Annotated in this window: 10 protein-coding genes, 1 pseudogene and 1 riboswitch; all 11 genes and pseudogenes read left to right on the top strand. The window is 38.5% G+C overall.

What is annotated here, in order from left to right:
• Positions 1–147: 147 nt before the first annotated feature.
• The 11 genes and pseudogenes from GHD00_RS14680 to ribH all read left to right on the top strand — a co-directional run bounded on the left by GHD00_RS14680 (position 148) and on the right by ribH (position 14,177).
• Positions 148–1,407: an argininosuccinate synthase gene (locus tag GHD00_RS14680; protein WP_163538914.1), complete on the top strand. Its 1,260-nt coding sequence runs from the start codon at positions 148–150 to the stop codon at positions 1,405–1,407.
• Positions 1,404–2,825: an argininosuccinate lyase gene (argH, locus tag GHD00_RS14685; protein ID WP_163538915.1), complete on the top strand. Its 1,422-nt coding sequence runs from the start codon at positions 1,404–1,406 to the stop codon at positions 2,823–2,825. Before GHD00_RS14680 ends, argH begins: the two co-directional genes overlap by 4 nt.
• Before the next feature lie 181 nt (positions 2,826–3,006).
• The gene (locus GHD00_RS14690) at positions 3,007–4,101 is read left to right on the top strand and encodes a carbamoyl phosphate synthase small subunit (RefSeq protein ID WP_163538916.1); all 1,095 of its coding nucleotides are present in this window, start codon (positions 3,007–3,009) and stop codon (positions 4,099–4,101) included.
• Positions 4,094–7,330 carry a carbamoyl-phosphate synthase (glutamine-hydrolyzing) large subunit gene (carB, locus tag GHD00_RS14695; protein ID WP_163538917.1) on the top strand — a complete coding sequence of 1,079 codons (3,237 nt, stop codon included), beginning with the start codon at positions 4,094–4,096 and terminating at the stop codon, positions 7,328–7,330. The genes GHD00_RS14690 and carB overlap by 8 nt, the downstream gene beginning before the upstream one ends.
• Positions 7,327–8,262, top strand: a complete 936-nt coding sequence (gene argF, locus GHD00_RS14700) for an ornithine carbamoyltransferase (protein WP_163538918.1) — start codon at positions 7,327–7,329, stop codon at positions 8,260–8,262. Before carB ends, argF begins: the two co-directional genes overlap by 4 nt.
• 190 nt (positions 8,263–8,452) lie before the next feature.
• Complete coding sequence (gene murB / locus GHD00_RS14705) at positions 8,453–9,379, top strand: UDP-N-acetylmuramate dehydrogenase (RefSeq protein WP_163538919.1); 927 nt, start codon at positions 8,453–8,455, stop codon at positions 9,377–9,379.
• Positions 9,380–9,980: 601 nt separating this feature from the next.
• Positions 9,981–10,343, top strand: a complete 363-nt coding sequence (locus GHD00_RS14710) for an SHOCT domain-containing protein (RefSeq protein WP_163538920.1) — start codon at positions 9,981–9,983, stop codon at positions 10,341–10,343.
• Positions 10,344–10,447: 104 nt separating this feature from the next.
• A riboswitch (FMN riboswitch) is annotated at positions 10,448–10,594 on the top strand.
• A gap of 140 nt (positions 10,595–10,734) precedes the next feature.
• Positions 10,735–11,899: pseudogene (gene ribD / locus GHD00_RS14715) on the top strand (bifunctional diaminohydroxyphosphoribosylaminopyrimidine deaminase/5-amino-6-(5-phosphoribosylamino)uracil reductase RibD).
• On the top strand, positions 11,827–12,474 hold the full coding sequence (gene ribE / locus GHD00_RS14720; RefSeq protein WP_163538922.1) for a riboflavin synthase: 648 nt from the start codon (positions 11,827–11,829) through the stop codon (positions 12,472–12,474). Before ribD ends, ribE begins: the two are co-directional and overlap by 73 nt.
• A gap of 13 nt (positions 12,475–12,487) precedes the next feature.
• Complete coding sequence (locus GHD00_RS14725; protein WP_163538923.1) at positions 12,488–13,708, top strand: bifunctional 3,4-dihydroxy-2-butanone-4-phosphate synthase/GTP cyclohydrolase II; 1,221 nt, start codon at positions 12,488–12,490, stop codon at positions 13,706–13,708.
• 1 nt (position 13,709) lies between these two features.
• Positions 13,710–14,177 (top strand): 6,7-dimethyl-8-ribityllumazine synthase, encoded by a 468-nt coding sequence (gene ribH / locus GHD00_RS14730; protein ID WP_163538924.1) that lies wholly within the window; start codon positions 13,710–13,712, stop codon positions 14,175–14,177.
• The last annotated feature ends 134 nt before the right edge of the window (positions 14,178–14,311 follow it).

Raw genomic sequence — 14,311 nt, forward strand, 5'->3', positions numbered from 1 at the left:
GTAAAGGTCATCATGAATTTTTTTTAAAAATGTAAAAAAATTTCGCTATAACTATTGAATTAATATACTTTATAGTGCATAATAATACATAATCAATCACAACAAATAAAAATATTCACATATATATAACTTAAGGAGAGATAACACATGAGCAAAGAAAAAGTGGTTCTAGCATACTCAGGGGGATTAGATACTTCTGTTGCTATTAAATGGTTACAAGATAAATATGATTATGATGTCATTGCAGTTGGTTTAGATGTAGGAGAAGGAAAAGATTTAGAATTTGTAAAAAATAAAGCTATTGATGTTGGTGCGATTAAATCTTATTCAGTAGATGCAAAGCAGCTATTTTCTGAGGACTTTGTGTTACCTGCATTACAAGCGAATGTAATGTATGAAGATAAGTATCCGCTAGTATCAGCACTATCTCGTCCACTTATCGCAAAAGTGTTAGTAGATATCGCTGAAAAAGAAGGAGCTGTGGCAGTTGCACACGGCTGTACCGGTAAAGGTAATGACCAAGTTCGTTTTGATGTAGCTTTTCAATCATTGAATCCAGACCTTAAAATTGTAGCACCTGTACGTGAGTGGAAAATGACTAGAGATGAAGAAATTAAATATGCGCAAGATAATGGTATCCCAATTCCAATCGATTTAGATAGTCCTTACAGTGTGGACCAAAACCTTTGGGGACGTGCAAATGAATGTGGTATTTTAGAAGATCCATGGGCAGTAGCGCCTGAAGATGCATTTGAATTAACGGCTAATCCGGTTGATTCACCTGATGAGCCAGAGATTATTGAAATTGAATTCAAACAAGGGAAGCCAGTAGCGATTAATGGTCAGGAATATCCATTACATGAATTGATTTTGAAATTGAATGATATTGCTGGTAAGCATGGTGTTGGCAGAATTGATCACGTGGAAAATCGTCTTGTAGGTATTAAATCACGTGAAATTTATGAAGCGCCAGCAGCGATGACGCTTATCAAGGCTCATCACGAAATTGAGACCATTACACTTCCAAGAGAAGTAACCAAATTCAAGCCAGTTGTAGAGCAACAACTAGAGCAGGCGATCTATGATGGCTTATGGTTCACACAATTAACAGATGCGCTGAAAGCATTTATTACAGAAACACAAAAGTATGTAAATGGTGTTGCAAAAGTTCAACTTTATAAAGGGCAAGCATTTGTTATAGGACGTAAATCAGATAATTCTCTTTATGACCTAGACCTTGCTACTTACAATAAAGGTGACCAATTTGATCATGATGCAGCACTTGGCTTTATTAAGCTGTGGGGCTTACCAACAAAAGTACATTCTACTGTAAACAATGTACACGCCGATAAAGCGAAAATTATGGAAAAAACAAAAATTGATAAAAAGGAATCAGTGAAACAATGAAACTTTGGGGCGGACGATTTACAAAACCAACAAATGAATTAGTAGATGAATATACAGCATCGATTAGCTTTGATCAAAAATTAGCACAATATGATATTCAAGGTAGTCTTGCGCATGTAGAAATGCTGGCAAAATGTGAAATTATTTCTAAAGAAGATGCCGACACCATTAAAAAAGGGTTGAAAGTTGTAGCGGAAAAAATTAAAGCTGGTGAAGCGGAGCTTACTCAAGCAAATGAAGATATTCATATGAATGTGGAAAAATTGCTTATTGATGAAGTCGGTGCTGTTGGTGGTAAATTACACACAGGTAGAAGTAGAAATGATCAAGTAGCCTTAGATATGCGTTTGTATTTAAGAGATTCGATCGTGACGCTAGTAGAGCTATTGACAAAGGTTCAAGAAGCTTTACAAACCCAAGCAAAACAGAACTTGGATACGATTTTACCAGGCTATACCCATTTACAGCGTGCTCAGCCTGTGTTGTTCGCCCATCACATGATGGCATATGTGTCTATGTTTCAACGAGATACAGAGCGTTTAATGGATAGTTTCAAGCGTGTGAATCGTTCACCGCTTGGAGCTGGAGCACTAGCTGGAACTACTTTCCCAATTGACCGTCATTTTGTAGCGGAAAAGTTAAACTTTGATGGAGTTGTCGAAAATAGTTTGGATGCGGTAAGTGACCGTGATTTTGTTGTAGAATTTTTATCCAATGCGTCTTTAGTTATTATGCATTTATCTCGATTAAGTGAGGAGCTCGTGCAATGGTCTAGTGCTGAATTTAACTTTGTCGAATTAGATGATGCGTTTTGTACGGGAAGCAGTATGATGCCACAGAAGAAGAATCCAGATGTAGCGGAACTTGTACGTGGTAAGACTGGCCGTGTGTATGGTCATTTAATGGGGATGCTAACGACATTAAAAGGATTGCCAATTGCATATAATAAAGATATGCAAGAGGATAAAGAAGGCATGTTTGATACGGTTGAAACGTTGAAAGGAGCACTTGCATTGTTTGCACCGATGGTTGAGACAATGGAAGTGAAAAAAGATAATATGTATGAAGCAGTAGCTGAAGACTTTTCGAATGCGACAGACTTAGCGGATTACTTAGTGAATAAAGATCTTCCTTTCCGTGAAGCACATGCTGTAGTGGGGCAAGTAGTCTTACACTGTATTCAAGAAAATAAGTATTTATTAGATTTATCTTTAGAAGACTTCCAGCAATTCTCGTCATTGATTACGGAAGATATTTACGATGTATTATCACCTAAGGCCGTAGTGAATGCTAGAAATGTTGTCGGTGGAACAGCTAAGAATAGAGTGGAAGATCAAATTAAACAAGCAGAAAACGTGTTAAGCAATAGCAAGCAATGGATAGCAGTTTATGCAGAAAAGGTTAATGTATTAAAATAATAGATTTACCGTAAAACTAGGTCTCTGCCTCAGCTGGAGGCTTAGTTTTTCTTTTTGAATTAATATGTATAAATATAAGTTTAATGGTATAATTATTAAATATAACTGTGCGAATGAACTAAAATAAGCACTTTTGAATAAATAAAAAGAAAGATCTAAATAAGATTGGGGAGGATGTCAGATGCAAGAGATGAATGGCTATCTGGTTTTAAATACAGGAGACGTATTAGAGGGGAAATGGTTAGGTAAACCAAAATATACAGAAGGAGAGCTTGTTTTTAATACAGCGATGACAGGATATCAAGAAGTAATGACTGATCCGTCTTATGCTGATCAAATTGTGACCATGACGTATCCTTTAATCGGAAATTATGGGTGCAATGACATTGATTTTGAGAGTATCAAGCCTTCCTTAGCCGGGTTTCTTGTTTCAACATCGAGTGATAATCCGGATCATTATGAATCAAAACAAACTTTAGTTGAAATGTTAGAACAATATCAAATACCAGCATTGTCTGGAATCGATACACGTGCCTTAACACGTATTATCCGTGAAGAAGGCGAAGTGTATGGGAAGATTACCAATGACCCTTCTGATCAACCAGTTAAAACATCTGTAAACCCTAATATTGTTTCCACGGTTTCGATTAAAGAGAAAAAGACTTTTAAAACAGAGGCACCAGCTAAACATCCTGCACCGCATGTTGTTGTAATCGACTTTGGTTACAAGCATTCTATTGCTAATTCATTACTAGCTCTAGGTTGTGATGTAACTATAGTTCCATTCGACACCACATTTATTGAAATACAGTCACTAGATCCTGATGGTGTTCTGTTATCTAATGGACCTGGGGACCCAGAATCATTGGATTATCTGTCACCAAATATAAAACAAATCTCCGAACAGTACCCAACAATGGGAATTTGTTTAGGTCATCAATTAGTGGCATTGGCTCATGGAGCAAAAACAAAAAGATTGCCATATGGGCATAGAGGAAGCAACCACCCTGTAAAAGATTTATTAACAGGAAAGGTCATGATTACCTCTCAGAACCATGGGTACGTGGTAGATTATGATACGGTTCCATTTTCAGATTGGTATGTGTCACATGTGAATGTAAATGACAAGTCAGTAGAAGGGTTAAAACATAAATCAAAGCCTCTCATGACCGTGCAGTTTCACCCTGAAGCACATCCTGGACCAATCGATACACATCATATCTTCGTAGATTTTATTCAGCAGTTTATTACTAAGGGAGAGAAGCAGCATGCCTAAGTTAGACAACATAAAAAAAGTGCTAGTCATCGGTTCAGGTCCAATTGTAATTGGGCAAGCGGCCGAATTTGATTACGCTGGAACGCAAGCTTGTTTAGCGTTAAAAGAAGAAGGCGTAGAAGTTATTCTTGTAAATAACAATCCTGCAACTATCATGACAGATGAAAACATCGCAGATAAAGTATATCTAGAGCCACTTACAAAGGATTCGATTACTAAAATTATTGAAAAAGAACAACCAGATGGCATTTTGCCTACTTTAGGCGGTCAAACAGGTCTAAATATGGCGATGTTATTAGATGGTGCCGGTGTTTTAGATGAATATGATATTACATTGTTAGGAACTCCTCTAGAAACGATTCAAAAAGGGGAGGACCGTGACATATTTAAATCATTGATGAAAGATATCGGGGAGCCAATTGCCGAAAGTCTTTCTACTAGCTCTATCGAAGAATCGATAGCTTTTGCTGAAAAAGTTGGCTATCCCATTATTGTTAGACCAGCCTATACACTTGGAGGAGCTGGCGGAGGTATAGCTGAAGATGAAGACCAATTACGTACTATTGTCAAAAATGGCTTGCATTACAGTCCAATTAACCAGGTACTTATAGAACAAAGTGTAAAAGGTTGGAAAGAAGTAGAGTACGAAGTAATGCGTGATGAAAATGATACATGCATTATTGTTTGTAATATGGAGAATTTTGATCCAGTCGGTGTGCATACTGGGGACAGTATTGTCGTTGCTCCATCACAAACGTTAACGGATCGTCAATATCAGATGCTTCGTACCTCTTCTTGTAGAGTTATTCGTGAACTTGGAGTAATCGGTGGTTGTAATGTTCAATTTGCTTTAAATCCGGAAAACGATGATTATATCATTATCGAAGTAAATCCGCGTGTCAGTCGTTCTAGTGCGTTAGCATCAAAAGCAACTGGCTATCCAATTGCTAGAATTGCGGCTAAATTGGCATTGGGTTATCATTTAGATGAAGTAAAAAACCCGATTACTGGTGATACGTATGCAAGTTTCGAGCCAGCTATTGATTATATTGCTGCAAAAATACCACGCTGGCCGTTTGATAAATTCACACAAGCAGATCGCCTTTTAGGGACACAAATGAAAGCAACAGGAGAAGTAATGGCACTTGCTCGTAATTTCCCGTCAGCGATTCATAAGGCGATTCGTTCACTTGAAATAGGGCTAGATTCTGTGCACCTGCCAGGTCTCAACCAATTGAGTGATGAGGAATTGGAAAATGCTTTAGATAAGGCGACAGATGAACGTCTATTTATAGTAGCCGAAGCATTAAGGCGTGGTATGACAGTTGACGAAATTCATGCGATTACACTGATTAACCATTACTTCTTATATGAATTAGAATCCATTATAAATAAGGAGCAACAATTAGCTGCTAAGGAATGGGAAACAGTAACTCCAGCTGATTTAAAAGAAGCCAAAGCATTTGGTTTTGCTGATCAAGTTTTATCTAATATATGGAAAGTTGAATTAAGTGAGCTTCGCCGAAAATTCAAGAACAATCAATTAGCTCCATCATACAAAATGGTAGACACATGTGCTGCAGAATTCTCAGCAGAAACGCCATATTTCTATAGTTCATGGAATGAATTAGATGAAGTAGAGTCGTTAGAAGGACAGAAACGTATGCTTGTGCTAGGTTCTGGTCCGATTCGAATTGGTCAAGGGGTAGAGTTTGATTATTGTTCCGTACATGCAGCAAAGTCCTTGCAAGGCCAAGGCATTGATGCAGTCGTTGTGAACAATAATCCTGAAACAGTAAGTACAGATTTTAATACGGCAGATCATTTATATTTTGAGCCATTAACAGTAGAAGATGTGTTGCATGTCATTGAAAAAGAACAGGCGGATCAGGTTCTCGTTCAATTTGGCGGGCAAACAGCTATTAATTTAGCAGATGGTTTACAAAAAGCAGGCGTATCTATAGCAGGAACTGCATTAAAATCAATTGAAGCTGTGGAAGATCGCGATCAATTTTATCAATTATTACAACAGCTTGAAATTCCACACATTCCAGGGGATACCGTAATGGCTGTACGAGATGCAAAGACTGTTGCAGAAAAAATTGGTTATCCGATTTTGTTGCGCCCATCTTACGTTATTGGCGGGCAAGGAATGGTAATTCTGCATAATGAGAAACAATTAGTGGAATATTTAAACGACTTACAAGCAAGTGTGCATGATGAGCGTATTTTCCCATTGTTAATCGATCGATTTATTGAAGGGTATGAAGTAGAGATCGATGCAGTGTGTGATGGAGATGATATTTTGATCCCTGGTATCTTTGAACATGTGGAAAAAGCAGGTGTTCACTCAGGCGATAGTGTTGCTATTTTCCCAGCGCCAAACTTAACCGATAAGCATAAGCAGATGATTGAACAATATACACAGCAAATTTCCCAAGCCTTAGATGTGAAAGGGATTATGAATATTCAATTTGTGTTAAGTGAAGATCGTCAGACGGTGTATGTATTAGAAGTAAATCCTCGTGCATCTAGAACTGTACCAATTGCCAGTAAAGTGACTGGTGTGCAAATGGTAGATTTAGCGACACGTGTCCAAATGGGTGAGTCGTTAAAGGATCAAGAATGGGCACTTGGTTTACATCAAGAAGTTCCCTATTATGCCGTGAAGATGCCAGTATTCTCTACACATAAACTCCCAGGTGTAGATCCAGTTCTTGGTCCAGAGATGAAATCAACAGGGGAAGCCATTGGTTTAGGTACAACAGTGGAAAAAGCGATGGCGAAAGCCTTTGGCTGGACAGAAAACAGCTTGAAGAAGGCGACTAGTCAGAAAAGCATCTTTTTATCATTGACTACAATGGATGAAAAGCTTGCTCATTTATTGAAGCAATTACCAGTTTCTATTGATATTGATCAAGCAACAGAAGCTATAGCCAAACATCACGGTATCGATTTTAGAAGTATTATAGACTTAGAAAAAGCAGAATCAAACACAATGATGGAAGAATACGCATTTATTTGTGATACGAATAGAACAGGCGAGAAAGATGAACACGTATCCTTACGAGAGGCTGCACTTAAGTCTGATACGTTATGTTTTACATCCAACGATACCTTAAAAGCGTATATTCAAGCAACGACAGAAGAAATGGAAGATCCTATGACCATACGTAACTATCTAACAGACCATAATTTACAGAACAAAAAGGAGCGTGTATCACGTTGAGTTTCGCAGAAGAGTTAAAAGGCAGGAGCTTGCTTACATTAGCAGATTATTCGAAAGCCGAAATTGCCTATATATTAGAGCTAGCAGACAAAGTGAAACAAAAAAAGAAAAATGGTGAGATGTATGAACCGTTAAAAGGTAAAACTTTAGGAATGATTTTTGAAAAATCATCAACACGTACACGCGTTTCCTTTGAGACTGGTATATATCAATTAGGTGGTATGGGATTGTTCCTAAGTTCAAATGACATTCAATTAGGAAGAGGAGAACCGATTTCGGACACGGCGAAAGTTCTTTCAGGATACCTTGATGGTATTATGATCCGAACTTTTTCTCAGCAAGATGTAGAACAATTAGCTGAAAATGCTTCGATTCCTGTTATTAACGGATTAACAGATGACTATCATCCATGTCAGGTATTGGCTGATTTACAAACGATTAAAGAAGAAAAAGGAAAACTGGAAGGTCTAAAGCTTGCTTATATTGGAGATGGAAATAACATGGCTCACTCACTTATGATAGGTGGGGCAAAAATGGGGTTAGATGTTGCCATTGCTGCACCGAAGGATTACCAGCCAAAGACGAAAATTACGGAGCTTGCCAAGTCTTTTGCAGATGGAACAGAAGTGATAGTTACAGAAGATGCGGCAGAAGCAGTGAAAAATGCGGATGTTATTTATTCTGATGTATGGGCTAGTATGGGACAGGAAAGTGAGCAGATAGAACGTGAGAAAGCTTTTGCTAATTATCAAGTGAATAAAGATCTATTGGCTTATGCAAAAGAAGATGCGATTTTTATGCATTGTTTACCAGCACATCGAGGCGAGGAAGTAACAGCTGATATCATTGACGGGCCACAATCAGTAGTGTTTCAAGAAGCAGAAAATCGTCTGCATGCACAAAAAGCCCTTATGATTGCATTAATGGGGTAATAATCCTAAAAACTTTAAAGTAAAGGCTAGTCTCCTTATTAAGACTAGCCTTTCTTTGACAAAATCGAGAGGTGACTAGCGCCTCTCGATTTTTGTCGAAGGGTTTGCAGTTCATATTTTGTTATTGCTATAATAAGGATTAATTGTGTGGAGAGTTTTGCACAATAGAATCGTAAAGGATTGATTCTGGATGAATAAAGAACAGATATTAACGGATTTACAAAAGGTTGTAACAGCCGAACATATATTAGTGGATGAACATTTGAAAAATCATACGTATACCAAATTAGGTGGAAAAGCAGACTTTTTTGTCACTCCGAGTACAGTAGAAGAAGTACAAGAAGTAGTTCGATATGCCAAAAAAACACAGGTTCCTTTTACATTACTGGGGAATGGTTCGAATGTAATTGTACGCGATGGTGGAATTCGCGGCATTGTTCTCAGTCTCAAGAAATTTGATGCCATTAAACAAGAAGGAAATAAAGTTATTGCAGAAAGTGGAGCACGTATCATTGATGCTTCTCGTTTTGCCTTAGCTAAAAAGTTAGCCGGATTAGAGTTTGCATGTGGTATCCCTGGAACTGTAGGTGGCGCATTATATATGAATGCAGGTGCTTACGGCGGTGAGGTAAAAGATTGTCTAGACCATGCACTGGTTGTAGATTCAAATGGTGATGCTTATCGAAAAAAAGCGGAAGAATTTGACCTTGCTTACCGAACAAGTAATATTGCTGAGAAGGGCTATATTGTGTTAGAAGCAACCTTTCAGCTAAAACCAGGCAATTATGAGGATATCAAAGCAGTGATGGATGATTTAACCTATAAGCGTGAATCGAAGCAACCGTTAGAATATCCATCGTGTGGAAGTGTATTTAAACGGCCGCCAGGATACTTTGCAGGGAAATTGATTCAAGACAGTAATCTGCAAGGTAAAGGGGTAGGCGGCGCAGAGGTATCGACTAAACATGCAGGTTTTATCGTTAATAAAAACAATGCAACAGCAACCGAATATATAAAAGTAATAGAAATGGTCCAACGTACAGTAAAAGATAAATTTGGCGTTGAATTAGAAAGAGAAGTAAGAATTTTAGGAGAAGATGAACATCAAATCTCTTAAAAAGACTCCCTCGCATTTACTACACAGTTGAACCAAACTGCGCAATAGTAAAATGTAAATGGAGTACGTCTATATCTCCCTGATTTTTGGTTACTGCTATTAAGACGCTCCAACAACATACTTCGCTTTCCGCGGGCACGGCTTCAGCTTCCTCGACAGCTCAATCTTCGCTGTCTGCGGGATCTTCAGCTCGAGCTGTTCCCGCAGGAGTCTACGTATGTTGTCTCCGCTGGTAGTAATTACCTGATAATGGAAAGTATGATACTCATAAAATCAACATTTCGAGAATTCTTTCTTACATCAATAGAAAAGCTTACCAAGCTGCGGAAAAATGCGAGACTCCTGGGGGAAGAGCAGCTTCCGAAGACCCTGCAACGAACGGTTTTGGTGAGTGAGGAGGCTGAGGTGCTGCCCCCGGAAAGCGAGTGTTTTTCCGCAGCGCCGGACTAGCACTCATCTAAGAAAGAATGTTAGAAAGTCATGATAGTATTACGTCGTAGTTTATGTTTACTGTGCAAAAAGGGTTATGTTAAATAGATGAAACAAAATGACTAACGAAATCGTAATGTATATATAGCTTATTGTTGCAGGGGGGATGCTGGTGTTTCAACGTTATCGTGTTAAACCAAGTAAAAGTGCGTCTGTTTTAGGAATGATCGTGGGTATCATTTTTATTTTCATTGGTGCTACTCAAATGTCACATATGGGCTTTTTTGGCGTCATATGGACTTTAATTGCGCTTGCCATAACTGGTTATCATGCTGTGAATGTATTCTCGAATAAAGGGGTTTCCTCTTATCAAGTGGATGTACAGCGAGAGAAAAATGAAAACAATAGAGTGGTTTCTGATGACAGTGATTATGAATCTAAACTTCGCCAGCTTCATCGTTTAAAAGAAGATGATATTATTAGCGAAGAGGAATATTCCAGAAAAAAAGAAGAGATACTTCGTACCAAATGGTAAGGAATGCTGCCTTCACCGAGGGCGGTATTAATTTTTTGCAATTGTAAAGTGTATCCTTTATAATATTTATAAATAATGGTATTATAACAATTTTATATATGATGGAATTCCTTTGGGGCAGGGTGCAATTCCCGACCGACGGTGATAAGCAATAAGCTTTTAGTCCGTGACCCGGATCATGTTTACATGTGAAGGTGGATTTGGTGAGATTCCAAAGCCGACAGTTATAGTCTGGATGGGAAAAGGAAATGGTGAACAGAACTCTATTTTTTTCGAAGAATAGATGATTTTGTGCTATTTAGAAATGAACTATAAAGCCCTGGGAATGTGTGTTCCTAGGGCTTTTCGTATGCTCGCTCTTCTGAAATTAAAACAGGAAGGGTGTGGTTGAATGAAAAAAAAGGAAGAATGGATGGAGCTTGCCTTATCTCTTGCTGAAGCGACAGCTGGTCAAACAAGTCCGAATCCATCTGTCGGCGCAGTAGTCGTCAAGGACGGTGAATTACTAGGTGTTGGTACTCATTTAAAAGCTGGTGAGCCGCATGCAGAAGTGCATGCTATTATGCAAGCTGGTGATAAGGCAGAAGGTGCTGATATATATGTAACACTAGAGCCATGTGCACACTATGGTAAAACACCGCCATGTGCAGAACTGATCGTCAAGCATGGATTGAATAAGGTGTATATTGCGTGTGTTGACCCGAATCCTAAAGTATCAGGGAAAGGCATTGCTATATTAGAGGATGCTGGCATAGAAGTAGAAGTTGGCATCCATCAAGACAGAGCTCTCCAATTAAACCAAAAATTTTTTCATTATATAAATAACAAACGTCCATTCGTCACATTAAAAGCTGCGATGACGTTAGATGGAAAAACGGCAACTGTTACTGGTGATAGTAAGTGGATAACCGGAACAGAAGCGCGAACTGATGTCCATAGAGAGCGGCATATCCATGATGCCATATTGGTTGGCAGTAAAACGATTGAAAAAGATAACCCCCATCTTACTACTCGATTGCCCCAAGGTGGAAAAAATCCCATTCGTATTGTTTTAGATACCCATTTATCGTTACAAAATCATTATCACATTTTTAATAAAGAGGCTCCGACATGGCTGGTTTGTGGATCTGAAGCAGATTGCAGCTATGTAGAAACAAATTACCCTCATGTAGAAGTGATGAAAATGCCAACGAGTACAATATATCTTCCAGACATGTTAGAAATGCTTGCGGAAAGCAAAGTACAATCCTTATATGTGGAGGGTGGCGGTACCATTCATCAAGCATTTTTGCAAGAAGAGTTATTTGATGAATGTCATTGGTATGTTGCTCCTAAACTATTAGGAGGACAAAATGCTAGATCTGTTGTTGGAGGAAAGTCGCCAGAATGGATGAAGGAAGCGAAGCCTTTAGATTTCATCAAGGTAGAGCAAATAGGTCCAGACCTTAAGATTATTGCACGGCCGAAAGGGGATGCCTAATAAATGTTTACAGGAATTGTCGAGGAAAGAGGGCGGATTGAATCGATACAGCAATCTAATCAAGCGTTGTCTATGAAAATTCGCGGGAAAAGAGTAACGAGTGACGTTAACATTGGTGATAGTATTTCGGTCAACGGTGTTTGTTTAACTGTAACCAGCTATGAACAAGATACATTTACCGTGGATGTGATTCCAGAGACATTTAGAGGTTCCTCCCTAGCCCACTTAAAGGCTCAATCAGAGGTGAATTTAGAACGCGCCATGCATGCGAATGGGAGATTTGGCGGGCACTTTGTATCCGGACATGTGGATGCAATTGGAAATATAGAAAGAACATGGGTTGAAGACAATGCAAAATACTACTATATAACGGTTCCAGAAGCAGATACTAGATATATTACATTAAAAGGTTCGATAGCAGTAGATGGGACGTCATTAACAGTATTTGGTGTGGAGGAAAAGGCGTTTATTATTTCTTTAATTCCTGAAACACAAGAAGCAACGGTTTTAGGAGAAAAAAAACAGGGAGATATTGTTAATATTGAGTATGATATGCTTGCGAAATACATGGAAACACTCGTGCAAGCTAAACATACCAACAAACCATCCTCATCGCTAACGGAAGAAAAGCTTCGAGACTATGGATTTTAAAGGGGGGACAACAATGAAGCACACAGTACAAAAAGCAATAGAAGATTTAAATAAAGGCAAAATCGTCATTGTTGTGGATGATGAAGACAGAGAAAATGAAGGAGACTTTGTCGCGTTAGCAGACCATGTCTCACCAGAAGTCATTAACTATATGGCAAAAGAAGGCCGTGGATTAATTTGTACACCAATGTCCAAAAAATATGCAGATCGTTTTCAATTAGGTTCAATGGTTGCGGATAATACGGATGATCACGGTACGAACTTTACGGTGAGTATTGACTATCACACAACTCATACGGGAATTAGTGCACATGAACGCTCTCTAACTATTGAGAAGCTATTGGATGAAAATACAACAGCTTTTGAATTTAAGAAACCAGGCCATGTATTTCCGCTAGTGGCTAAAGATGCAGGTGTATTAGAGCGTTCAGGTCATACCGAGGCAGCTGTTGACCTAGCTCGATTAGCAGGTAAAAATCCGGTAGCTATTATTTGTGAGATTATGAAAGAAGATGGATCGATGGCAAGACAAAAGGATCTTGAAAAAATTGCAGAGGAACAAGATATGGTCATGGTTTCGATCCAAGATATTATTCGATATCGAAAATTGCATGACAAACTCATTACCAAGGAAGCGGAAGTTAACATGCCAACTGCTTACGGAGATTTTCAATTAGTTGCTTATACAGAAAAATATACTGGGAAAGAGCATGTTGCCCTTTATAAAGGGGATTTAAAGCAAGATGAACCTACACTTGTCCGCATTCATTCGGAATGTTTAACAGGGGATGTGTTTGGTTCACAACGCTGTGATTGCGGTCCGCAATTAGCACGAGCATTAGAAGAAATTGAAAAAGAAGGACGCGGTGTCCTCGTATATATGCGACAGGAAGGCCGTGGAATTGGATTGATAAATAAAATGAAAGCTTATCAATTGCAAGAAGAGGGCTATGATACAGTGGAAGCAAATCACCAATTAGGTTTTCCGGATGATGCAAGAGATTATGCTATAAGTGCCCAAATATTACGAGATTTAGGAGTTGGAAAACTTCATTTGCTCACCAACAATCCACGTAAGCTATCAAGCATGAAGGAATATGGGCTAGAATTAGTTGATCGAAAATCAATAGAAATTCCAGCAAATAAAAATAACAAAAAGTATCTACAGACAAAGTTTGAAAAATTAGATCATTTATTACATGTAGAACGTCATCAAGATGGGGGAGGCATATAAAATGGGTAAAACATATGAAGGAAATTTAGTAGGAACTGGTTTAAAAGTAGGTATTGTAGTTGGTCGATTTAATGAATTTATTACAGGAAAGCTTTTGAGTGGAGCGGAAGACGCTTTAAAACGTCATGGTGTTGACACAGATGATGTAGAAATTGCATGGGTACCAGGCGCATTTGAAATTCCACTTGTAGCGAAAAAAATGGTGGAGACTAAAAAATATGATGCGGTGATTACCCTTGGAACAGTGATTCGAGGCTCTACACCACACTTTGATTATGTAAGTAATGAAGTATCTAAAGGGGTAGCTAGCGTTTCAATGGATGCAGGCATTCCCGTTATTTTTGGTGTTTTAACAACAGATACCATAGAGCAAGCGATCGAGCGTGCAGGTACAAAGGCAGGAAATAAAGGAGCAGAAGCGGCCGTTTCAGCTATTGAGATGGCTAACCTTTTAAACAATATTCAATAATTAGAAATTCATAATTTAGAAAGCATTTATTGGCAAGGCCATTAAATGCTTTTTATATTAAGGGAGAATTTATATCGTGTTACCGATGAAGTGAATTCTAATTAGGAAGATAAGTAAGCGAAACTACTTCTCTG

Source organism: Gracilibacillus sp. YIM 98692, from assembly GCF_010993965.1.
Taxonomy (GTDB): domain Bacteria; phylum Bacillota; class Bacilli; order Bacillales; family Amphibacillaceae; genus Gracilibacillus.

Coding starts and splice junctions, on each gene's coding strand:
- argH (WP_163538915.1), top strand. CDS start 1,404: ATGAAACTTTGGGGCGGACGATTTACAAAACCAACAAATGAATTAGTA.
- GHD00_RS14690 (WP_163538916.1), top strand. CDS start 3,007: ATGCAAGAGATGAATGGCTATCTGGTTTTAAATACAGGAGACGTATTA.
- GHD00_RS14725 (WP_163538923.1), top strand. CDS start 12,488: ATGAAGCACACAGTACAAAAAGCAATAGAAGATTTAAATAAAGGCAAA.
- carB (WP_163538917.1), top strand. CDS start 4,094: ATGCCTAAGTTAGACAACATAAAAAAAGTGCTAGTCATCGGTTCAGGT.
- GHD00_RS14680 (WP_163538914.1), top strand. CDS start 148: ATGAGCAAAGAAAAAGTGGTTCTAGCATACTCAGGGGGATTAGATACT.
- murB (WP_163538919.1), top strand. CDS start 8,453: ATGAATAAAGAACAGATATTAACGGATTTACAAAAGGTTGTAACAGCC.
- ribH (WP_163538924.1), top strand. CDS start 13,710: ATGGGTAAAACATATGAAGGAAATTTAGTAGGAACTGGTTTAAAAGTA.
- ribE (WP_163538922.1), top strand. CDS start 11,827: ATGTTTACAGGAATTGTCGAGGAAAGAGGGCGGATTGAATCGATACAG.